General features: G+C 32.5%; 24 protein-coding genes. 18 read left to right on the forward strand and 6 right to left on the reverse strand.

Translation table 11 applies throughout. The features are described 5' to 3' along the window. The first annotated feature begins 316 nt into the window (after nt 1-316). The 3 genes from ABVF21_RS21750 (at nt 317) to ABVF21_RS21760 (ending at nt 2,134) form a co-directional block, all read left to right on the forward strand. The gene (locus ABVF21_RS21750; RefSeq protein ID WP_371018979.1) at nt 317-775 is read left to right on the forward strand and encodes a GNAT family N-acetyltransferase; all 459 of its coding nucleotides are present in this window, start codon (nt 317-319) and stop codon (nt 773-775) included. A gap of 162 nt (nt 776-937) precedes the next feature. Beyond that, nucleotides 938-1,804: a DUF6843 domain-containing protein gene (locus ABVF21_RS21755; protein ID WP_371018980.1), complete on the forward strand. Its 867-nt coding sequence runs from the start codon at nt 938-940 to the stop codon at nt 1,802-1,804. Nucleotides 1,805-1,873: 69 nt separating this feature from the next. After that, complete coding sequence (locus tag ABVF21_RS21760) at nt 1,874-2,134, forward strand: hypothetical protein (protein WP_371018981.1); 261 nt, start codon at nt 1,874-1,876, stop codon at nt 2,132-2,134. A gap of 120 nt (nt 2,135-2,254) precedes the next feature. Here ABVF21_RS21760 and ABVF21_RS21765 read toward each other — a convergent pair whose 3' ends face one another. Further along, nucleotides 2,255-2,440 carry a hypothetical protein gene (locus tag ABVF21_RS21765; protein ID WP_371018982.1) on the reverse strand — a complete coding sequence of 62 codons (186 nt, stop codon included), beginning with the start codon at nt 2,438-2,440 and terminating at the stop codon, nt 2,255-2,257. A 312-nt stretch (nt 2,441-2,752) separates the two neighbouring features. On the opposite strand from ABVF21_RS21765, the gene ABVF21_RS21770 reads away from it, so the two are divergent. The 3 genes from ABVF21_RS21770 (at nt 2,753) to ABVF21_RS21780 (ending at nt 4,651) form a co-directional block, all read left to right on the forward strand. Next, complete coding sequence (locus tag ABVF21_RS21770; RefSeq protein WP_371018983.1) at nt 2,753-3,232, forward strand: VOC family protein; 480 nt, start codon at nt 2,753-2,755, stop codon at nt 3,230-3,232. Beyond that, a complete protein-coding gene (locus ABVF21_RS21775) occupies nt 3,229-3,912 on the forward strand; it encodes a VOC family protein (protein ID WP_371018984.1) in 684 nt (227 codons plus the stop codon). Before ABVF21_RS21770 ends, ABVF21_RS21775 begins: the two co-directional genes overlap by 4 nt. 172 nt (nt 3,913-4,084) lie before the next feature. Then, nucleotides 4,085-4,651, forward strand: a complete 567-nt coding sequence (locus ABVF21_RS21780) for a GNAT family N-acetyltransferase (protein ID WP_371018985.1) — start codon at nt 4,085-4,087, stop codon at nt 4,649-4,651. Between the two features lie 283 nt (nt 4,652-4,934). On the opposite strand, the gene ABVF21_RS21785 is transcribed toward ABVF21_RS21780, so the two are convergent. Then, a complete protein-coding gene (locus ABVF21_RS21785) occupies nt 4,935-5,240 on the reverse strand; it encodes a hypothetical protein (RefSeq protein WP_371018986.1) in 306 nt (101 codons plus the stop codon). 272 nt (nt 5,241-5,512) lie between these two features. Between ABVF21_RS21785 and ABVF21_RS21790 the strand changes: the two genes are divergently transcribed. Together ABVF21_RS21790 and ABVF21_RS21795 are read left to right on the forward strand one after the other, a co-directional pair. Then, nucleotides 5,513-6,730 (forward strand): C39 family peptidase, encoded by a 1,218-nt coding sequence (locus ABVF21_RS21790; RefSeq protein ID WP_371018987.1) that lies wholly within the window; start codon nt 5,513-5,515, stop codon nt 6,728-6,730. Nucleotides 6,731-7,065: 335 nt separating this feature from the next. Next, a complete protein-coding gene (locus ABVF21_RS21795) occupies nt 7,066-7,230 on the forward strand; it encodes a hypothetical protein (RefSeq protein ID WP_194218892.1) in 165 nt (54 codons plus the stop codon). Between the two features lie 146 nt (nt 7,231-7,376). Here ABVF21_RS21795 and ABVF21_RS21800 read toward each other — a convergent pair whose 3' ends face one another. After that, complete coding sequence (locus tag ABVF21_RS21800) at nt 7,377-8,783, reverse strand: pyridoxal phosphate-dependent decarboxylase family protein (protein ID WP_371018988.1); 1,407 nt, start codon at nt 8,781-8,783, stop codon at nt 7,377-7,379. 237 nt (nt 8,784-9,020) lie between these two features. Here ABVF21_RS21800 and ABVF21_RS21805 point away from each other — a divergent pair, with 237 nt between their 5' ends. From ABVF21_RS21805 to ABVF21_RS21830, 6 genes are all read left to right on the forward strand, one after another. Further along, nucleotides 9,021-9,212, forward strand: coding sequence for a hypothetical protein (locus tag ABVF21_RS21805; protein WP_371018989.1), 192 nt, complete (start codon nt 9,021-9,023; stop codon nt 9,210-9,212). A 98-nt stretch (nt 9,213-9,310) separates the two neighbouring features. Further along, nucleotides 9,311-9,604 carry a hypothetical protein gene (locus tag ABVF21_RS21810; protein ID WP_371018990.1) on the forward strand — a complete coding sequence of 98 codons (294 nt, stop codon included), beginning with the start codon at nt 9,311-9,313 and terminating at the stop codon, nt 9,602-9,604. 554 nt (nt 9,605-10,158) lie between these two features. Then, nucleotides 10,159-10,488 carry a hypothetical protein gene (locus ABVF21_RS21815; RefSeq protein ID WP_371018991.1) on the forward strand — a complete coding sequence of 110 codons (330 nt, stop codon included), beginning with the start codon at nt 10,159-10,161 and terminating at the stop codon, nt 10,486-10,488. Between the two features lie 307 nt (nt 10,489-10,795). Next, nucleotides 10,796-11,248 (forward strand): helix-turn-helix domain-containing protein, encoded by a 453-nt coding sequence (locus ABVF21_RS21820; RefSeq protein ID WP_303534386.1) that lies wholly within the window; start codon nt 10,796-10,798, stop codon nt 11,246-11,248. Between the two features lie 24 nt (nt 11,249-11,272). Further along, a complete protein-coding gene (locus ABVF21_RS21825) occupies nt 11,273-11,587 on the forward strand; it encodes a DUF4306 domain-containing protein (RefSeq protein WP_371018992.1) in 315 nt (104 codons plus the stop codon). Nucleotides 11,588-11,766: 179 nt separating this feature from the next. Further along, entirely contained in the window at nt 11,767-12,084 is a 318-nt protein-coding gene (locus ABVF21_RS21830) for a hypothetical protein (protein ID WP_303534380.1), read from the forward strand. Nucleotides 12,085-13,015: 931 nt separating this feature from the next. Here the strand turns inward: ABVF21_RS21830 and yidC are convergent. The 3 genes from yidC to ABVF21_RS21845 all read right to left on the reverse strand — a co-directional run bounded on the left by yidC (nt 13,016) and on the right by ABVF21_RS21845 (nt 16,103). Further along, nucleotides 13,016-13,783, reverse strand: a complete 768-nt coding sequence (yidC, locus tag ABVF21_RS21835; protein WP_371018993.1) for a membrane protein insertase YidC — start codon at nt 13,781-13,783, stop codon at nt 13,016-13,018. Between the two features lie 399 nt (nt 13,784-14,182). Then, nucleotides 14,183-15,403 carry an ABC transporter permease gene (locus tag ABVF21_RS21840; protein ID WP_371018994.1) on the reverse strand — a complete coding sequence of 407 codons (1,221 nt, stop codon included), beginning with the start codon at nt 15,401-15,403 and terminating at the stop codon, nt 14,183-14,185. Beyond that, a complete protein-coding gene (locus ABVF21_RS21845; protein WP_371018995.1) occupies nt 15,387-16,103 on the reverse strand; it encodes an ABC transporter ATP-binding protein in 717 nt (238 codons plus the stop codon). Before ABVF21_RS21845 ends, ABVF21_RS21840 begins: the two co-directional genes overlap by 17 nt. A gap of 436 nt (nt 16,104-16,539) precedes the next feature. Between ABVF21_RS21845 and ABVF21_RS21850 the strand changes: the two genes are divergently transcribed. From ABVF21_RS21850 to ABVF21_RS21865, 4 genes are all read left to right on the forward strand, one after another. Further along, nucleotides 16,540-18,348: a hypothetical protein gene (locus tag ABVF21_RS21850; protein ID WP_371018996.1), complete on the forward strand. Its 1,809-nt coding sequence runs from the start codon at nt 16,540-16,542 to the stop codon at nt 18,346-18,348. Beyond that, nucleotides 18,332-18,499 (forward strand): hypothetical protein, encoded by a 168-nt coding sequence (locus ABVF21_RS21855; protein WP_371018997.1) that lies wholly within the window; start codon nt 18,332-18,334, stop codon nt 18,497-18,499. The genes ABVF21_RS21850 and ABVF21_RS21855 overlap by 17 nt, the downstream gene beginning before the upstream one ends. Nucleotides 18,500-18,674: 175 nt before the next feature. Further along, nucleotides 18,675-20,543: a TOMM precursor leader peptide-binding protein gene (locus ABVF21_RS21860; protein WP_371018998.1), complete on the forward strand. Its 1,869-nt coding sequence runs from the start codon at nt 18,675-18,677 to the stop codon at nt 20,541-20,543. A 14-nt stretch (nt 20,544-20,557) separates the two neighbouring features. Then, nucleotides 20,558-23,221, forward strand: a complete 2,664-nt coding sequence (locus ABVF21_RS21865) for a lantibiotic dehydratase (RefSeq protein WP_371018999.1) — start codon at nt 20,558-20,560, stop codon at nt 23,219-23,221. Nucleotides 23,222-23,270: the final 49 nt, after the last annotated feature.

Genomic DNA, 23,270 nt, shown 5'->3' on the forward strand with positions numbered 1-23,270 from the left:
CATGGGAAATACACAAGTATTTTCAAGGTTTTACAGATGAAAATAACATTCAAAAAGTCACTGAATTTAAAGTAGGAGAAATCAAAAGGATAGCAAACGAAGAGAAAGGCTTATTCCATTAAATCGGAGCTTATCTGTAATAGGATAAGCTCCTTTTAGTGTGAAAGAAAAGATTGAGTTGTTCTCAATTGTTTGAAATAATTGGTAATAGAGATGGCAGTTAAGCGCTATAGGTGATTTTTATATCTGATTCATAATAGGGAGTCACTTTGAGGAAGATCAGATAACTATTAGAGAGATGATAGGAGGGGTGATAATGGATTATAAGTTTAATGAAATATCACAAGAGCAAGCAGAGAAAATTTTAAACTGGCACTATGAAGGGGAATACTCTTTTTATGATTATAAGAATGATGAAGAGAATTTAGTTAAACTCTTGAGTCCTCATGGAGATATTTATTACATGGTTATAAAGGGGAATGATGAAGTCGGCTTCTTTTGCTATGAAATTGAGGAAGATTCCGTGGAGATTGGCTTAGGTATGAAACCCGAGCTAACTGGTAGGGGAATGGGTTTAGATTACTTGAAAGCTGGAATAAACTTTGCAATTTCAAAATATAACCCTAAAGAAATAACGCTTTCGGTTGCTACTTTTAATAAAAGGGCTATTAAGGTCTATGAAAGAGCAGGGTTTGAATCAGTTCAAACTTTTATGCAAGAAACAAATGATAATCGTTATGAGTTTTTGAAGATGGAGTACAAACGGGCAAAGTAAAATGATTGCATAGGTTCTTCTGTTAAATCGGAGCGTTTACTTAATAAAAGTGAGCGCTTTTTTCTATGCTATCTTTTTTCTTTAATTTGGTAGAATGAACCATTATTTATGATACAATATATGTGAAAAATTTCACATATTGAATCAGAGGTGTATGCAGTTATGAGTATAAAGACAAAACTACTATCAGCTTTTTTTTCTACGTTGTTTATAACCGCAACTTGGTTAATAAACGGAGTTACATACTCGGGTGGTGAGTTTTCTACGGTAGAAGATCTTGGATATGTTTTGATCGTTCTAATATTTACCGGGTTCGGCACTCTGATATATGGCATTCCTGTATCATTATTATCAGATTGGATATCTAATAAGATACCAGCATTTCGCTTTATCATCGCAGCGTTTATACATATTTCTTTAGCTCTCGCCACGTATACTTTTATTGAAGATTTGTCTTTTTTTGCTGTTATAGTTGCCGCACTATTCTTTGCAATTGAAGAATGGCAACACAGAAAGCGTAGAAAGTTCAATCTAAAATTATTACTGGGTAACAGCTTATTTATTCTTGTTCTCTTAGTTGGATTATGGGGGTTTACTCAACTTGATTTAGAAGAAAAGACGAATAGACAGTATCTTATTCCAGAAGGGTATGAGGGTGCTATTCTCGTTAGGTACAATATGGCAGGTGAACCTGATCTGGAAAAAGTAGATGGACAAAAAGTGATTCAAATCTCTAAAAATGGTTACTATGGAGAAGCTCGAACTTCATCACATGAACCACATGGTTTATTGGAAGATACGTATTATTATGTCAATAGTGAAGGTGAACAAACCGAAATTGATCAGTCCTGTGTGTATCGTAGCCAATTTGGAAACTATCAATTGGATGGAGAAAAGGAGATCGAATATGAAACCCTTCAAGTAACAAAAAACAATTGTGGAGAGGTTTTTGTACTTAAAGGAAGTGAACTTTATGAACAACAAGAAGAGCAGATCCTTTCTGATTTATTTTATTCAGATGGAGAATAATGAGAGCGAAACATATCAGAGTACATAACTAATATGGGTTAATTTTTTCCTATAAGGAGTGAAGCCTTTATGGCAGATATTTCTTTTGTATTCTATACGGTTTATATTGGAGTAATAGCTCTAATAATTAGTGTGTTAATAAGGTTTTTCCTAAGAAAAGTAAGTTCAATGTATGCCGTTGCTATTCCAATGGTGTTTGGTTTCTTCTATTGTTCTATTAAGGGAATTGCGGGCGCCATACCATTTATATTACTCTTCTGCTTTTTCATTTCTTTACTAGGAATTGCGATAGCAAAATTCCTAATCTTTATAGAAGGTTACGATGGGTAAAACATAAATAAAGATACTAATTGCTTATTGTTTGACATTCATATTAGGTCTTACTCCATTATCTCGGAGCTATTTTTGAATAACTGGAGAAACCCAATTTGGGCGAGGAACCTTTGTCTTTTATAAAATGAGTTGACTTAATATAAACATAAGAAGTAAAAGTCCAATTCCTAAAGCTCTTACTCCATAAAGTTGACTTTCTGATAATGCAGCCCCTTTCATACTCCTCCAACTGGGGTAAAAGAAGCCGATCACTGGAGCTGCGATTAATCCTATAGTCATTAATATTACTGCTAAGAATTCCATAATAGCCACCCTTTCTTTATAATAACTAGTAACCAAATAATCTCCATATCAAACAAGAAGAACCAGGTTATACTCATTGCAGCTGTAGTTTTAATATTGAATTGAGTTCATTTTTCCACTAAATCGGAGCTTATCTTTAATAAGATAGGCTCTTTTAAATGCTGGGATTTTAAACTCTAGTAAGATTATCTGGCTCATGTATAAGTCTCCTTCTAAAGTTGTAGCTTATTTAATGCTCGCAGCCGAGGCGTCATATTAAATTCCTATATACACTTAATTCATAGAAAATATGAAAAGAGGAAGTGGATAAATATGATTGAAGGACTTTACGAAGCTCATTTACCAGTTAAAGATCTAAGGTGTTCTATTCAATTTTATCAAAGCTTGGGGTTAGAGCTTGCTTGGGAAGGAGATGGAATTGCTTTTATCTGGATTGAGAGGCATAAAAGTTGGCTAGGGCTCTGGGAAGGAGAAGAATATTTAACCGCATACCACCCATCACTAAGACATGTGGCTTTTAGAATTCCATTTGAAGAGATGAAGAACTCTGTGAATTGGTTGCATAGTAAAGGAATAGAAGCTGTACCTTTCGGAAACAGGACATCAGTGCAGCCATTTGTAAGGCCTAATCAGGGGAATGCTTCTGTCTATTTTAAAGATCCAGATGGAAACAGTTTGGAGTTCATGAGTTTTGTTTCTGTTCCGGACGAACTCAAACAAGAAAGTGGGAAATTTGAAATGACAAAGTGGATGGAAATAGTACGCCTAAGAGGAGAAGAGAATACCTTGTGAGGATAAGGCGGCTTACTTTAAAAACAAAACATCTTGATAAAATGAAAATTTTTTATACAGAAACTTTAGGTATGCCATTAACAAAAGAATGCCAAGAAAGTTTTCAGGTATCAATTGGTTCAAGTCAATTGATATTCACATCAAGAAATGTAAAAGGCGATCCTTATTACCACTTTGCTTTCAATATCCCTTCAAATAAATTTAAAGAGGCTAAAGCGTGGCTAGAAGGTAAAGTTAAACTGAATGAAGAAGAAGGAAAAGATGAGGCGGATTTCCCAAACCTTCCTGGCCATTCACTATACTTTTATGACCCTTCTGAAAATGTAGTTGAGTTTATCTCCAGACATTCTATAACCAAAGCTAGTGATGAACCATTTTCACAAAGTAGCATTCTAAGTATTAGTGAAATTAGCCTTACTGTGGATGATGTAATAAAAACTGGAAGACAATTAATGGACCTTGGGATTAACGAGCGTGATAACAAACAAATAAGCGACGAATCACTTAATTTTATGGGGAATCGTGCAATTGGCGTCTTTATTTTGTTAGTTCAACCAGGTAGAAGATGGATATTTTCTGATAAGGTTTCTGCTATTTATCCAATTGATCTAGAGGTAAATACGAATGATCAAATAGTAGTAAATGAGAACCATGCAGTAACAATTAATTCCACTAGCTAATAGATTTTAGGTGGTTATTCAAGTATCTCGGAGCTACTATTTAATAGCATTTTGCAATAACCTCCACATTACAGGAGCGATTCTAGGTTAAAGTGTACGCTTTTTAAATTACTATCAATAGTTGTACTTTAGATGCAATAAGAATTTTTCGTAGTTTGGAAGGGGAATATTCATGGCCACACATGAACAAGTAATCATTAAATTTTTAGAAGGAAAGAGAGTCTACTTGAGACCAATTGAAAATAGTGATCTAGATTTATTCTATACAAGAGCCCTATGGGATAAAGAAGGAAGAAGGTTAACAGGTACACAAACAGTCTTTAGTCGAGTAGGTGTTCAAAACTGGTTTGATGGAATATCGGTAGATAGTTCGAGGATTGATCTTATACTTTGTTTGCAAGAAACTGATCAACCTATTGGGGATATAGCCATGCTGGATATCGATCATCAAAACCGAAAAGCTGTTGTCAGAATTTCTATATTTGACAGTGCATTCTGGGGAAATGGTTTTGGGACTGAGGGAATGTCACTACTGCTAGAGTATGGATTTAATATATTGAATTTAAATAGAATCGGTTTAGATGTCTTTGCATTTAATGAGAGAGGAATAAAATCGTATAAGAAGTTAGGGTTCAAACAAGAAGGACGAATTAGAGAGGATCTATTTTATAATGGGGACTATCATGATTCTATTTTAATGGGCGTTATGAAAAATGAATTTCAGAAGTACAACTTATAGTGATAATATCTTCTTCTTAATTAGTTATCATAACGTTGAACCCCATTCTTCCATAATCTCGGAGCGTTTGTGAAATAAGAAAAGGTTGAAACTTCCAATTACCTAAGGCTTACAAATAAGCGATTCCCTCATACTTCAAATTATTTCCTTGCCCCGAGTTCATTGGTTAGCGTTACAATACAAAGCGAACAATTGACTAAAAGTAAAGGGGCCTCCATAAAAATGGAGGTCCCGATTTTTTTTGACAGTAACTTTAAATTAGTCCATATTTTATTATTTAAGGCTATTTTACATTGATTTTTTTTATTTCTTTGGTTTTATAATCAACTTTATACTTTGCTTTTACTTTAATGTCACCCTCAGTACCTTCGTAAACTCTAATATAGTAATTTGTCCCTTCTTCTTTCACATAATCGACAGTGTATTTTTCTTTCTCATCCTTGCTCAGTGTATCATAAATTAAAACTTCAGCATCATCCTTTGATAAAATACCTTTTTCAGAGGCTTCTAAATCACTTTTTGTTTCACCTGAACAACCAGGTAAAATTACAAATACCAAAACAGTAATTAATAAAATGTATTTTTTCACAGAAAGCCCTCCTTTGTCTAATTCTGGGTACAAAATATTCTATCATTTCATCTGTTGTTAATAATATTGAATATTTCTTTGATAATCCAATATCATTTGATATTATGATACCACATTTAAATATGTATTTATTTACATTTTAAACATTAATTAACTAACGTTGTTATTAGTTGTTTATTTTTTGAAAATTTAAAAATCATGCCAGTTTATTGGTAATTTTTGTGTTAGTATAAAATAAGACAAAAAATACCAAAAAACCAGGAGGAAAGTCAATGAAAAATATGAAAATTGTAACATCAATTATTCTTTTCCTTTCACTCGTTTTTCCAGTTTATTCTTTTCAATCCCTTAAGGAAGTAGTTTCTAATATTACATATGCAGAGGCGAGTACAAACAAAAAAAGTGTATCAACAAAGACTGCCCGCGGAATAATTGAAAACTATATAAATGATAAAGAATATATTTCTCATTGGAGGGGAGCGTCGATCAAAGAAAAGCATAAACTCTATAATGTTGATGATACATTACTGGGTTATTATTACGAGGTCAAAGAAGGTAATAATATATTAGGATACTTCATTACATCAGCTACATTCGAATATGAACCTATCTTAGAATATGGTGAGGGTGAATTATCACAATTTGATATTGAATCAACCAAAGGAAACAAAATATATTATTTAGGTGGACTTGATTATAAATTTGCAAAGGATAATAAAGAATTAAAGCAAAAACACGATGATATTAAACAAAAAACACTAAATAAATTAGAAAAAGAGGGAAAGAAGAATACAAAATTGTACGAGAAAATAGAAAAGGAAAAATTGAAAAGTATTCAGAAGAATAGTGAACATAAAAAGCTTTGGGATGAATATTTACAAGATAATAAGCAGTCTTCTTCATTTTTTTCACCTAATGTAGCGAGAGCTGCTAGTTCATATAAAGTACTTGCTGTTGATGATATTGAGCAGGATAGAAATGGAATTGATCATCCAGGATCCGCGTGTGCCCCTACAGTCGGGGCGATGATTGCAGATTATTATCATGATGTTAAAGGTTACAATGTCTTGGACAACGCATATTATGGTAGTTGGGCAAAACTTGTTAATCACCTTTATGATGAAATGAATACAAATTGGTATGGTACAAGCATAACCGAATGGTCACATGGTATGTATGACCATGTTACTCATAAAGTTCATCCTAGTTCATGGGGATACAATTACCTTGATGCAACTTATAATGAACATAAGTTTACACAATCAATAGAAAGTGATGACCCAGTAGCATTAAGATTTGATCGTTATAAAAGTAGTTCATCTGTTTACACAGAGTACCATTTTATAACAGGAATCGGTTTTGATAAAAATGGAAGTTACTCAGGGGATCTTCATGTAGCTATTAAAGATCCAGACGATAATTCTTCGGGTACAAAATGGATTGATTGGACTGTTAATGACCAGGATATGGAAATCGCCTATCTATATTAATGCATTGCAAAATTATAAGAAGCACAATACATTTTCTTTTAGTATTGTGCTTTTGAATTTTATTGAAGTAGGAGAAGAGAAATTTGCCATGAAGGATAGGCGCCGTATAATCCACGGACCAATGATATTAACTAAGGATCTGAAGAAAGCTTTAAGTTTATCTTGAAATCGAGTCTTCATCAATCTCGGAGCTTATCTGTAATTAGGATAAGCTCTAATTTGAATAAAATAAAGATTGAGTTAGTCATTGGAATTTGAAATAATTGGTATTGAAATGATTGAGTAGATAAATGGAGTAAATAGAAATAATTAAAAGGAGAAGGTAGTGGATAATGATGGATAAACTTCTCTTGGTTCTATTGTTACTTGTTGGTGCTGTTTATCTTGGTTTCAACAGCGCTGGTTTAATGGCTGTTTTATTTAATGATGTTTTATGTGTCTTAATGCTAGTTTACATTTATACAGAAAGTGATGTGAAACCAAGTTATTCTCTTTATTGAATTAAATCGGAGCGATCATTCAATAATAATAATCTCCTTTACTTTACCATTCTAGAAAGCAGTAAATATAGGGCGTTTTTTGAAAAAGGGAAGCTAATTATATCTTTAGCTTCCCTTTTCTGATTATCATGAATAGCAGCATTCTTTTAACTAATCGACTTAGATAATCTTTCTATTTCATTTACGGAGATGTCTATGTCTTGATATGTAGTCTTATAAGAACAAACACTAATCCTTATGACTGATTTTTCAGACCACCGTGAACCTCCCATCCAGCAAACCCCTGACTCTTGGATTTCTCTTAATAATTTATCCGTTTTCTCATCGTCATTAAAGTAAACCAACACTTGGTTAGAATCAACCTCGTTTACAATTTCAAAGTTCCTAGCTCTTAATTGATCTGCAAAATATAGAGCTTTATGGTGTAACTCATCTACTAATTCTTGTACACCTTGAGACCCAAGTGATTTTAAGGTTGCCCAAAGTTCTACACCTCTTGCCCTCCTGGACATATCAGGTGTGTACATCATTCCATCTCTTTTCTCGCTTGCACTGATGATATATGGCCCAGTCATTTGAAGAGCATTGATTAAATCTTCACGACGCTTACACAAAATCATTCCATTGTCATAAGGGGCATTTAAGGTTTTATGAGCATCGGCAGACCAAGAATCGGCTAACTCCATTCCCTTCGTTAAATGAGAGAGATTTTCAGACGCTGCGGCCCATAAACCAAATGCTCCATCAACGTGCACCCAAGCTCCTTTTTGGTTCGCTGACGTGCATATAGATTGGAAGTCCTCATAAGCACCTGTATTTAAATTACCTGCCTGCAAGATTATTAAAGTTTTGTTGTCAATTTCAGGTAGATTGGAAACTAATAGTCTTCCTTGGCTATCAGCTGGGATTTTAGCGACACTATCTGATCCTATACCTATCATTCTCAAAGCTTTAAATACAGAAGCATGGGCTTCTTCACTTATTACAACTTTTATATCATCTGATGATTGGATACCTGTTTTTGTAATATCAAGGCCATTATTTTTAAGTAGATGATTTCTCCCGGCGATCACCCCGCATAAAGTTGCAGTCGAACTTCCAGTTAACAATCCTACACCTGTTGTTGGAGGGAGCTGAAGTAAATCTATTATCCATTGTTCAACGACTTCTTCAAGTTTAGAAGCAATAGGAGACATAATACTTAAAGCTGTATTTTGATCCCATGTATCAGATAACCATCGAGCGGATAAAGAGGCTGGGAGAATTCCACCGTTTACGAAACCAAAATAACGTCCACCTGTTTGGGCGACTGTAGCTGGAGAGCCATATGTATTCAATAATTCAATAATTTCTTCTGTGGTCTGAGGTGTTTGAGGCAGGCTTTCATCGAAAATATCAAGGTCTCTGATGGCCTTGCTTGTAGGATAAACGTTTCTCTTATTTATGTTTTCGATATAGGATAAAGAATAAGATTTCGATAACTCTAGGTATTTATTTATTTCTGACTTACGTACCGCATTTAATATTTCACTCTCAAAGTATTTACCGTCCATTAAGACCCTCCTATGTACTTCTTGATTATTGTTGTAATTCTATAACTGAAGGATAGGAGTTGTCAATTTCACGTAATTAGTCATACTATCTTGAAATCGAGTCTTCTACAATCTCGGGCAACTCAAGAATATGGAATTGAGTCCATTGTTCTGTTAAATCGGAGCGAAAGTTGAGTAAGGTGTCTTTGCAGCTATTTCATTATTTAAGAGCAACCCAGGAATAACGGGAGGTTATCATTGAAAATGGGAGTTGCAAAAAAGAAGAAAAACCAAAAGATAGCTGGTGCAATACTATTGGTGATAGTAATAGTTTTGTCCCCATTGTTGCATGATCATTTTAATCCATTAACTTTATTAATAACTACGATTATTATATATGCTATTGTCATGTTCATTGTTGGACTGTTATCAAAAGAAGAAAAGTCTTAACCTTAAGACAGAAGGATCGTTATTTACCATCTTCCAGTATCTCGGAGCGAATCAAGAGTAACTCATAAATGCAATTACAGGGGGCGGGGAGCCAAAGTATGGATCAATTATATATGTCATTAAAGAAAGCTGGTTTGATATTTAAGGACACTAGTGAGTATGGAAAAGTTGATTTTATTCTTCTTGAAACTTCGGAAGACGGAACGACAAATTCAGTTGATGTGATTACTTTCGAAACACTTTTCGGTGATGTAAAAACAAACCCAACTTATGAAGCTCTGTCAGGGTCGCATACCTTTAAGATTAAGGATAAGCAATATACAATGACAGCTACTGAAATGGGCTATCAAAAGTATTTTGATCAATGGTTGGCGCAAGGGTTAATTAATTAACTAAATATGTAGCAGCATATCTTCAACAATCTCGGAGCTTATCACGAATAGTGTAGGCTCTTTTTTTTACAAAATTAGGTTGTTATATATGTGTGATTTTGAAATAATTGGTTTAGACTTTTTGAGAAATTCTTAATTACTTGAACAAAGGTGTGAGTTTTATTAAAAAGAGGGCTCTAATTACATTCAATGTGCTGATTTTTATAATTGCTGCTGTTTATCTTTTCATAAATGCAATCCAGTACGAAAATGGTATGAATATTACATCCTGGGCACTATTACTATTTACAATCTCAGGAGTAGTTGGCGTGTATCGAGAAGTAAAACCTAAAGAATAAAATATACTGCTGAATACATTTGGTACTAAGCAATCTCGGAGCAATTCTGTAATAACAAAGCATAATATCATGTTAAGGGCGATCTTCATTAGTCATTCAGCTTACGTTTTTTACTTATCAAATAAGCTTAAATAAACACGAACTTCTCCCTTAGGTGATAATGCATGGTAATGTGAAATGGTAACTGTTTAAAAACGTTTAAAGGAGAATATTAGTGTGGGTATTAAATTTGATGAATATGATTTAATAGAGCTATTTGAATGTGAGCCTGATTACTTGTATGAAAAGGAACAAGGAATATTCATGATAGATAAAGTGGATGATGTTGGTATTCGTATACTAATGTTAGTATCGATTCATGAGCAAAGCTGTGAATTAGATTTAATTAATGCACATAATGATAAAGGACTTATTGATCTTGAATTTAAAAATGTATCTAAGATAGAAAGAAAGGACAATAAGTTACTAATAATATCAAAAGATAAAAAAGAACCATACATAGTTTGGTTTACTCCTCGTATCACTTTGCAAACCATTACTTTTTAATTTTAATCTGATTAATGTTGTAGGTAAACACAGTGATTTAAGCACAGTTGATAAATAGCTGTTCAAGTATCTCGGAGCTTTAATTGAATTAATCTAGACTTTATAAAAGCCACATCTTAATCCCAGAAGGGTTAAGATGTGGCTGAATTTTTGCAAACAACTAAAGAAATCAAAGCACAAAGTCAAATAAATATTCGCTTGCTATAGCATCGCTTTTATTAAATATTCTTTTAATGGATAATATTGAAAAAATATTATAATGGTGTAAAATTACACTAAAGATGAAATTGGGAACAGGGTGGTGCAAATGAATAAAGAAGAACTAATAAAGTTGGTATCAGATAGGCTTAGGTTAATCAGGCAAGAACAAGGCTATTCTCAAGACATCATGGCAGAGGTTTTAGGGACGTCGAAGAAAACACTTGTTCAGATCGAGAAGAATAGAATGCTTGCAAGTTGGACGGTGACTGTCGCCACATGCTCTCTGTTTAGTGAAAGTGAAGTATTGCAAAATGTCCTGGGTGATGAGCCACTTGAAGTAATCAAGTTACTGGCTCACAAGAAAATAGAATATCGCGTAGACAAAACGATGGGAGGTAAAGTCTGGTGGAAAGAAATTGAAAGCAAAGGGAGATATGTTTTACAGCAGAATGTCATTAGTCAGCATTACAGAATACTCGATGCCGATCATTTTCGCTGGTATAGCTCGTTTGATCGAGATGAGACAATTAAGAGATTTGGAGAATTGATTCAAAATTAGTTCTAGTATTAAGGAGATGAACTAATGAAGGCAACTCTTCAGGCTATTCTATTAATTCCGTTACTCTGTATATTTGGTTTTACATTCTGGTTAGCATCCTGGACAGCAAGTTATTTGCCATACTCTGATGACTGGAAAGAACATGTTGTTTTCACACCTGCATCAACTCAAGACCCTTCACAAATCTACCTGGTGGATATGTACCTATATGCTTTTCGGTACTCACCCTTCGAAACGATTGTCTGTACGATCTCTTTTATTATGATTGTTGTTGTTCTGTTTTTGTTAGTAAAAGCATTTTGGGATTTGAAATTAAGCAAAAAAATCAAAGAGGTTTAAACCCTTTTATATCAGGATGAAACTGAATGGAAACATGAATATGTTAAGTGAAATGAGAATCTAGGCATTTTTGAATATGTAACTCCTAAAGAATTGATTGCGTGCTGGAAGGATCATATTAAAGAATTTCATAGCAATTCTTCAACAAAGAACTCTTGGAAATAGGGGGTTAAAATAGATTGATAAAATTAAGGAAAATATGGCTTGTCTGTGCAATGGTTTTAATATTTACAGGAGTGGGATATGGTTATGTACAATTCAAATTCTTAACTTCAAAAAAAGCAGTAGAATGCTATTTAATTAATGAAATGAATATTTCGAAAGAGAGCTTTGAAGAAATTGACCCTTTTATTGGTAACTTGCCAGGAGATAAAAACTGGTTAGTTTATGTGAAAATTAAAGGTGATGAAAGAAGATATACTTACTATCTTAATCGAACAACAGACAAAGTCATTCTTGAACCCTACACATTAAACGGGAAATTATATGTTGAATAACGAGTCCAGTTAGGAACAAGTATTAAGCATAAAATCTAAGCTAAATAGCCTACGGTCTTCAGCAATCTCGGAGCAATTTTGTAATATAAAAGCACCGTAATGTTCAAGAACGATACTCATTAATCAGACGTAATTCCGCACTAAGGAATTACGTCTTTTTTTCAAAAAGAGGTTGAGTAAGTGATTTGATTTTGAAATAATTGGAATTTATTAGTAGTAGATTAATCGAAAAATATCACCTGAATTGCTTATGAAATTACCACACAAATTACTAAAGTAGAAAGGTGTATTCTATTGGAAATGTATACGTGAAGTTGAATTTTACACTTTCTGCTCGTATCCTTTTTACACTTCTGCTAAGACAATACTTTTCCGACTCTTCATACGATGACTTTCCTCATTTTCTCCGCCATGTATAACTTCAACACGATGAAGTAAATGATTGAAAATGGTTGTAGTTATGCCCTGATTCTCAATTAAACGGCCACACTCAACTTTTATTTTTTAAAGAGTTTAACGAGATAAAATCATATTTGTTGTTTAGAAGACACTGAGCTTTAAAAAGACGACTTTGGGATGAGGAAGCTAGGGAAGTTATTAAGGAGATTATAGGAAGAATTCATATTGCTCAAGTGAAAAGTTTGCCAAAAGAGAAACGCGATCTAATTTACGGAAGACGAAGGGGATAGCAGGGTTGTCGCAGAGGCAGATAGCGAGGAATTTTTAAAGTTTCTCAGACGCTGGTTTATAGGGCGTGATTAAGGTTATTATTAACTAGGAGGGCTAATTACGTATGAATTAGTTCACTTGTTTTTTTGTTATTTGCATGTTAGAAGAATAGTGAGAACCTTCCCACTGATTCATGTTGTCCCCAATAAACTAGATGAGCTAATCGTATATTGATTAGCTCATCCAATTTTAATTAGCCTTTTTAGTTAATAGTTGCCTTCAATTGGGAATGTTGTTGTAATTTATTTTGTATCAGTGTTTGAATAATCATAAATATACCAGCTACACTCCAATATAATGGTAATACAGCAGGTGCATTTATAGAAAAGATGAAGATGAATATTGGAAAAACCATTCCCATAAATATGGTAGTTTTACTATTTGTAGCATCCTTTGACACAAAAGCCTGCTGAATTAAATGATTGATAAGGTAAATCAAACCTGCTAATCCAGCTAGTAAAAGATCTGGAGTACCTAAGCTAAACCATAAAAACTGATGGGTGGCAATCGCTTCGGATCCCTTAAGAGCATAATAAAAGCCCATAAGGATAGGAGTTTGGATGATGAATGGTAAACAACCGATTGAAAAAGGATTGATACCTTGTTCAGTATAAAGTTTAGATAACTCTTTTTTTAGCTCATTCGTTTCTGATTTAGTTAAAGAGTTGTTTAGTTTTTCTTTAATCTTATCTACTTCAGGTTTTACCTTAGCTATTTTTTCTTGCATGCCTTTTTGTTTCTTTTGCTGCATGAGTAATATAGGCATTAAAGTAAATCGAATTATTATTGTAATCATTACAATTGCTAATCCATAACTCCCTCCTAAAACAGTTACAAACAAGGAAATCAAGTATATAAATGGTTCCACAAACAGATTATGAAGTGATGTACTTAGAGTTACATCAGCAGAACATCCACTTAACATACTAATTAGCATTATGATTAATAAACTTACATATAATTTCTTCATTGTTCTCCTCCTTTAAATTCAAACCTATTACTGAATGAAAGAGGAGGAGATAGTGTATTCATCCAGGTCGTTTTTCGGAAATAACTTGCGTTTTATATACCCAATTACAAATAGTAGTTTTTTGTTTAGTATAAATTTAGAAATACTAATCACTGTATTAGAAAGGTTAGGGAACGTCGTATCATGACGATGAAAACCTTCTTTAATTTTGTTGGTTGTAGTTTGGTATTTAATCTCTAAATTCAAATAAATTAAGATTGTAAAAGGTAGTATCATAAAATATTCAGGAGTAATAAGTGAAGCGTTAATTAAAAGCTCTATCAATTAGGTAGATACTCCTCTCATTTTTTTTAGATAGAATGTAAAAATTGCTTTCATTATAGTTCAACCATAATGTTGTTATAACAGTACTTGTTTTTTTATGAAGTAGATAACAATAGGAATCGACAGTACCGGTAGTGCGATTAAGCCATATAGAGAAAAGTTTAAGAATCCGAATATGCTACTTATAATAACAATAATCGGTAGAGATATTGAGATAATACTCTTTCTTGAAGATTTGGTAATGTCAGCACTGCTCCAATTAAACATCAAAAAAAAGGCATCATTACGAAAAGTGAGCCAGTTTGCCTTAACCCAATCAAGTACTGCGTATATCGTAAATCCCCAAATAATAAATGCAACCCAGATGTTAGTTATCTTAACCATTAAATAGATTAATAAAATGGTTAGTTGGAGTAGGGATGCTAATGCGCTACCATCTCGAATAAAACTTTTTATAAATGATTCAGAGATGATATTTGTTACGGTTCTATTTTTATAGATTCTTTTACCTTGCTTCATAGTATAAATAACACTTTTAGAGTTCGTTTTAATTAACTTTGCATTTCCGCTCTGTGCCAACAACAACTTTTTCCACTTGTGGTTTGCGGTTTCGTCGAATACAACAAGCTTTTCAAACTTACCATGAGTAAATTTAATTTGTTGCGAGAATATAACTGGTATTACTGATACTACGATAAGTTCTATCAACTTCATAGTAAAGCTTGAATGAGTGAAAAGTTTCCAAATAGCTAGGTAAGCAACAAGTGACAAAGCATAGAATACTAAGTTGTACAGCGGAAACTTGAATGCAAATTTTACAGCTTTCCTAGTAAATATAAAGCTTAAAAAGGATAGTTGATAATAAAGATAGAAGAATATGAGATCATATATTGACATATTGAATGTGTTTATAAGTAAGGGTAGTAAAATTATGAAGGTAAATGCGCCTACTACTAGTGTATTGAGTAACGCAATACCCATTCCTAACTTTGTAATTCTTTGTGCCACCGCTTGATTTCTTATCAGAAATAATTGATCCGCTCTGTATAAGAATGATTTTATTTCAGTTAAAAAAAACGAGAAAAATGAAATAATAAGAATACTGTTAAATGTAACACTATTTAAACCTTCTGGTGGTTGTTTCCAAAAGCTTACATAATATGCCGCGCAAACAATGATACCTGGTATTAGTATGTATACTATCACGGTCCAATCGAATACCATTCGTAGAATCTTATAGTTTTCCAAAAGTTGATTAAAGAGTCTGTTTTTAAATAGTTTATTTGCTTTCAACATTTTCTAGCCCCATTAGATAGTAAAAACAATCCAATAACGATGTATGGTCTGGTTGACCAGATTCTTCACGTATCTCTTTCAAATCTCCTGAAGATAACATTTCCCCCTGAGATAGTATTATAAATCTATCACAAATTTTTTCTGCGCTATCTAGTACATGTGTAGACATTAGGATTGATGCGCCTTCGCGCTTTTTTACTTGCAGAAGCGAAATCAAATTTCTGATAGCTAGTGGATCAAGTCCAATAAAAGGTTCGTCTATAATATATATATCTGGATCAATCATGAAACCAAGTACAATAAGAGTTTTTTGTTTCATACCTTTTGAGAAATTGATTGGGAATTTGTTTCTCACCGGATGTAAATGAAATAATTTAAGCAACTCTTCGGCTTCTATTTTCCAGATCTCTTCAGGAATATCGTAAGATGATGCTGCTAACGATAAGTGTTCCCATAAGGTTAATTTATCGTAAAGGATAGGTTCTTCTGGAATGTAGGATAGTTTATACTCATTATCTATTTCTACTTCACCTTGAAAGTGCGGTATTACTCCAAGAATAGATTTAATAGTTGTACTTTTACCAGCTCCGTTAGCTCCAATTAATCCTATAATTTCCCCTTTATTTAAATTAAATTCTATATTTTTTAAGTATGAGTTGTTCTTCGAATATCCAGCGTTTGCAATTTTCACATGTAGCATGCTACCCCTCCTTCTTACAAATTACTACTATATCAGATAAATGGAAACTAAATCTGCTAATATTGGTTATTTTTACCTAAAAAAGTTATTTCTAAAAAATTTTTGCTGTGAAAAAAGACCCACACGGGTTTTTGAACCCTTATTACTTAACACTACTAAAGTGCGTGGTTTAACTTGTATTACTATTTTAAAAAAAATAAAAAAAGAGGTTGAATAAATTTATTTAGATTTTCATGTTCAAAAAAAATAATAATAAGGAAAGAAACCGAAAAAAATACATTTTAATACAAAAAATTCTAGAAAAACCCTTTTATTTTTGGAAATAATAGTATAAAGTTATTCACGTTGATTGAGATTGATTAACAACTTACGAAATAGTATCTGGTTTTTAATTCAAGTAAACACTTTGGAAAATATAGATGGGAGGGATCTTGAGTTGTATCCTTATATCAAGCCTTTTGTAGAGATTACACCTTTTGAGGAAGGAGTAATCTTTAAAGGGAAGAATGATTATGTAGTTATAAACGGGAAGCTTGTTTATAAGTGGTTTATGACGATCAAGCCTTATCTAAATGGTAAGATCCCTTTTGGTAAGATTACACAATCACTAAATGATGATCAGCAGGCGTTTTTTAATAAAATAATTAATCCGCTAATTAAGGCTAATTACATCATCGATTATTCAACTACTTTATCTCATACCTTAAGTGAGAGAGAAATGGACCTATACTCTGAAGAGATAGGATACTTAGATGGAGTGGTCAATTCACCTGAATATTCATTCCAACAATATAGAAAGGCTAACATTCTTATCAAATCAGAAATTACGTATCTTCCTTTCCTCATAAGAGCTTTAATAAAAACGGGTGCTCGAAAGATTGATTATATTAAAAGTGATTTTGAAAACGATAGCTTTTATCTAACTAAATTAAACGAATATATCAAAACTCACAAAGAATATGATCCAGCTATAGAAGTGACAGGTAAAAAGTTAGGGGTAAGTACTGAAGAGTATGACGTAGTTGTTATTATACAGGACTTAGGAAGTCACAATGAGCTGCAATCTGATTTCTTCAACCATCCTAAGGTAGTAGCATCTTTTATAAACAAAAACAATACTTACATAATCCCATATCAAGATAGCATTAATTGGAGATACGATGATCTTATCAGCAGGATTCAAATGAGTGGAAAAGAACATACGAATAACTTTGAGGATAATAATGATTTTTTAACTATCTATGTTAGTAATTCAATAGCATATGAGGTGTTTAGGTCCGTCACTGGAATAGCAAAGCAGTCTCATAATAATGCTATTAAACTAAACAAGGATACGTTGGAGCAGTCTGAGGTCACTATTAATAATTTTCTTGAATCTAATAGTTTTGATAAGTCTTCTAAAATTACTAATGATCGTTTAAATAACGACTTAACTAATAAGAGCGACATTAACGCGTTTTTAGAAATAGTTGAGAATCAGATATTAAATACAGAGCTGCCTTTTCTGGAGATAATTGAAGGAGATTCACAATTACCTGTTTCTAATTGTGTTATTAAACTAATTACATCTAAATTTATTAAACATATAAGAAAATTAGGCATTAATTATAATGTAGCAATGTTTAATGCGATAGATCTTGCACTTAGAGAGTTCGCGATATCTAGGTTGACTAGCGAAATAACTATTGAAAACTATTACATATTCAACAAGGAAAAGTGGATCGAATTTCACGCGAAAGTTGAAGTTAAAGATATTGAATTAGTTAGCTCTATTGGTACTGAACAAGAGGTTTTTGATAAGTGTTGTCATTCAATTCGTTTGCGACAGTTAATCAAGAATTCTACTCGCTTTTTATATTTAGATAAACGTAATATTAACGCAGACACGCTTTACTATGTAGAATTACTTCAGAGAAAATATTCTGAACCCATTAATATTACCTACTACTATTCTCCAGGCACATATGTCGTATTAATCAAGTATTCTAGTAATCGTTCGATCATTTCTTACGATTATGGGGACAGTTTAGATACTACTGTTAAGAATGCAGTAATAAATGCCATTGAAGGAAATAATAGCGTAAACAATATCAACACTAACGAAGACGAATTTTCTTCTGATAACAAAGTATTTATTCCGTTTACGAAGGATATTCCAGAATTTAATAATCTTCCGTATTCATTAGGATGGATTGCGAGCTTTGAAACACTGAAAGGAGGTGAGATAAATGGACTTGAAATTTGATAATCTTGAACTTGAGAGCTTAGAAGTTTCTGAAGTTGAAGTACTAAGCCTTGAAGATAGCATGGGTATGGCGGACGGACAAGCATCAGTAGTACCTTCTGCAGTGAGTTGTACTGCTTCTGTTATCGCTACATCAACAAGCTCTATCTAAAACTGTAAATCGTACAAAAGAAGAAAGAGGAAGGAGACTATGCCACTTTCTTCTTTTGTATTTAATTATGTTAATTTGGAGTTTTTGATAGGTTATACGAAATTTTCATTGGTTACTTTAGTAGCCTATATTGACTCAAAGTGAACTACATTAATGAATTACGAGAGGTATAGTTGTGGAAATTGAAAACATACTCATAGTTGGAAGTACTAAAAGTGAATTTATACAATCTCTATTAAACATGTCAACTTATGATTGCAGTTTTGTACATATAAGTCACCTTAAAGTTAACGATATTATCAATAGCAATTTGATTATTTATTTTGATCATGACAACAATAGTGAGTATTTGGAATTTTGTCAGCAAGAATGTTTATTGAATAATATCCCTATCATGTATGTCTTAGTTAATGAACTAGAATTGAGCGTCGGACCTACCTTTGTACCAAGTAAACAAGGTTGTATCTTCTGCATGAAGGCACAGAAGGATGTTACTAAATACTCAGATTATAAGCGCTATATCCATATAGGAACCAATAATCTGCTTTCCAATAAATTTATACGTGAGAACATGAGACTATTTATTGAAAAAGAGATTGATTTACTAGCACAATTTCAGTCCCCCAGTACATCAAATAAAGTTGTTGTATTTTCAAACAAAACAATGAACATAGTAGGATACCCACTAGTACCTAACCAAAACTGTGAACATTGTGCCTCTTTTCTCAAGGAAGATAATCGTAACGATGCTTTGCTAACGTTACATGATAGGTTAAAAGTTACTAAACATGAGTTTAGGCAAAAAAATCCACTGCTCGATCTACATGATTTAAGAAATCTTTTAACAAATAAGAAGTTTGGATTGATCAATAAAATCGAAAAATTCCCAGGCGACATTATACCTACATACTTCAGTTACACCAATCAAGATGTATTCATTGGCAGACAGAACAATTTCTTTGAAAGTGAACTAACCTCATATCTAGAGGCACTAGAAAGAGATGCTGGTAAATTTCCTAAAAGCAAGAGAACTTCAATCTTCAAATCATATGAAGAGCTAAAAGGTCAAGCAGTTAACCCCATAGAATTTGGCCTGTCTAAAGACTCTTCCGATCAGTACTCTGAGATGACTTCCTTACCATGGGTTTGGGGTTATTCATTTAAATATGAAGATGCAATATTAGTTCCTGAACAGATAGCCTATTTTGCTAACCATATCGTTTCTCCACAGGATAAGAGGTTTGTAATAGAGTCGTCTAATGGTTGTTCTTTAGGAAAATCATTAGAGGAATCTATTCTACATGGGCTTTTTGAAGTAATAGAGAGAGATGCATTTCTGTTAATGTGGCATGGCATGCAAAAGCCTGTAGCCATACGCTTAGAAACAGTGAAAAATGATGAAATACTGAATATAAAAAATAAGATAAATAGTCTAGGATTTGATGTATTTGTTTTAAAAACGACTACAGAGTTTGGAATTCCTTCATTTGCTGCTATTGTTGTTAACAAAAATCATATCGCCCCAAGAGTTTTTGTTTCAGGGGGATGCCATTTAATAGCAGAAGAAGCCATTTTAAGCTGCTTGTTTGAAGCCAGTGCACATACACAAATGGCTAAGAAAATTTCTGAACATAAAAAAGAACGAGTTGAAGAGTTATATAAAAATCCGAGAAAGATAAGAAGCTTAGAAGATCATTATCTCTATTATTATCATCCGAAAAACTTTAGTAAATTTAATTTTATTTTTAATAATATGAAGTTTGTAGATTTCAAAGAGTTTATCGATAGTGATGAAGAGTTTAATCTGGATATTACTAAAGACTTAACCAAGGTTATAAAACGGATTTTAGATCATGATTATGATGTCATAGCTATTAATCAAACTCCTTCATATTTAGAACAATTTGATTTGCGTGCTTCAAAAGTATTGATACCTGGGCTATTACAATTAGGTGTAGGATTGCAAGGGGATAGAGCTACCAACCAACCCCGCCTAAAGAAACACTCAAATACTATTAATATGGCTATTCATCCATTCCCATAAAGTAGGTGACTTGCTTGAAAAATACTTACGAAAAAAAATCACTCCTTAATGAATTCTTCTTATCACCAACTTTTTTACTTAGAATTAGCGGATTACCCTCGTCGGTAATGGATAATTTAAGATTTGAAGAGACAATAAAACTTATAAATGAGAAAAATTTATTTCTGAAAGAATTAGTACCTATACAAGAGAAGTTATTAGAGGAATTCTATATTCTAGTTAAAACTGAAGAAGAGGATACTAGAAGAAAGAAAATAATAAAATTGAAACAAGACGTTAGTAAAAATAAGTTTCCAAGGGACCTAGCGTTTTTTGCGGAATTGACTTCTAGTTTAGAAGCAAACAATCGAAAGTTGTTTAATGATTGGTTTAACAAAATGGAAAGGTTACTATTTCTCAACCAGCAATTACCTCTTATTGTAGAAGAGGAAGCGATAAGAAAGAGAACGTTCATGCAAGATTTAGTGAAGAAAGAAGATTTCCAAAAAGGTGTTTTATTGTCTAGTGAAGGTTTGTATGAAAAGTTAACAAGCTATATTAATACACCTATTAATGATCAAAAAGCAAAAATGAGAAAGATAGAAAAAAGTTTATATACGTATATAAGTAGGGTCGCGACAAAAACAAGTCCATTTAGTACGTTCACTCCTATAGCATTTGGAGAATTTACTAATAAAAGTACTTCTTCTTCATTCATAACTATTAACGATCAATTAAGAAAAAACTTTGTAATCAGAATAAATCATTTACCAATACTTTACCTTGTTCAAGCAATAGAAAACCACAAAGATTTAAATAGGAAAATCTCATTACAAGTTAATAGAACAGTAAGTATTGAAAATGGATATGTTCATTTTTTGAAAACTACTAACAGTAGTGAAAATATTATAAGTAAATCCGTTAATCAGAAGGAAGATTTGGTTAACTTTAAGACCAATAAAACTATTGAGACTATTTTATATACTATTGATAATGCAGAGTCAATCACAAAGCAAGATATTGTTAATACTATTCTTAACTCTAATAATTCACATAATGAAGAGCAATTGTATGCATTTATAGATAAATTAATATCGTTAGGAGTTATCGAGTGCCGTTTAAATATAGTAGACAACACGAAACATATAATAGACGACCTTATCAAAGTTCTATCTACAATAGAACATCAAATGTCATTGAAATTATTGGAAGAGTTAAAAGAAATTAGAGAGTCAGTTTTAATATATGAGCGATCAAACCCAGAATTACGGTTAAAATTATTACGTAACATACAAAATAATTATAAGAAATCTTGTGAAATATTAAACGTAAGTCACAAAGAGTATACTCCTTTAATTTTCGAAGATACCTCTTACAGTGACGGATTAATCAAAACAGGGTTAGACGATTGGAAAGACATAAAAGAATCTTTGGAAGAGCTACTTCCATTATATACGAGTTATTCGACTACTGATGAAATCGATAAATTTAGAGACTGGTTTGTTAAGGAATTCGGTGAAGAAGGTGAATGCGACGAAGTTATCCCCCTCCTTGAGCGGTACCAAAGGTATAATACTGCTAATAATGAAGGTGGTAGTAGTGATAACAGAAATAAAAATAAATTTCACCATTATATATACGAACAAATTTCAAATAAAAACAATGAAAAGTGTATTGAAATTTCGGAAAGTTGGCTCAAAGACTATAATTCAAAAAGTATTAAAAGCAGTAAAGTAATTTCAAACAGTTTCTTTCTTCAACCCTATCAAGAAGACGGAAAATTGAAAAGCGTAGTTAATAGAGTAGGATCAGGATATGGTCAGTTTATGTCTAGATTTGACGATTTGTATCCTGAGGATGAAAATGAACAGTTTGCTTCCGTGGTGAGAGAGTTGCATAATAAGTTACTCCCAGAAAATGAGATTTTTGCAGAAATAAATGGTGTTTTTGGTTTTAATGCAAATATCCATACCCCGATCACCAGGTATGAGATTTCCTATCCAGGAATTAAATCTAGTAGAGAATCTAAATACAGAATATACCTAGAAGATATAATAATAGTCCATTCAAAGAGTGAAAATAAATTATATCTTAAAAACAAACATACTCAAGAAATAATACACCCGTTATATTTGGGTTTTTTAAATTGGTTTCTATTGCCTTCTTTATATAAGTTATTGTTCCTATTTACTCCATATTCTTATTCAAATATACCGATCGCTTTCGAATACTATAACGGTCTGTCTCAGTTAGATAAAAGTAGAATAGTCCATATTCCTCAAGTGAGTTATAAGAGTGTAACAATTAGTAGGGAACAATGGTGGATACCTCTTAAGGAGATACCAGCCAAATCAAAAAATATGTCCGATTTGGATTATCTTCAAAAATATGAAAAATGGACCTTTGAAAAGGGATTACCCACAAGAGTATTTATGAGCTTGAAAAATGATTACTATCATGCTCGTTCTTTAAACAAAAACACAGATCAATTGAATATCGCCTATATAAAACCTCAGTATGTAGATTTTCAAAACCCATTGTCAATAAAAAATTTCGAGAAATACTGTGAGCTAGCACATGAATTTATTGTGTTAGAAAATGTTCATCCCCAATTTTCTAATCAAAGTGTAAAAGGTGATGAAGGAAGTTATACATCTGAGGTAATTGTAGAGGTAAATAAGAAAAGGAATAGAGTTTAATTTAGTAAATTCTAAGTAAACTACTTAGATTCAATAAGGAGAAATGAGT

The sequence above is a fragment of the Pseudalkalibacillus sp. JSM 102089 genome (genome assembly GCF_041366475.1).
GTDB classification, from domain to species: domain Bacteria; phylum Bacillota; class Bacilli; order Bacillales; family Guptibacillaceae; genus Guptibacillus; species Guptibacillus hwajinpoensis_B.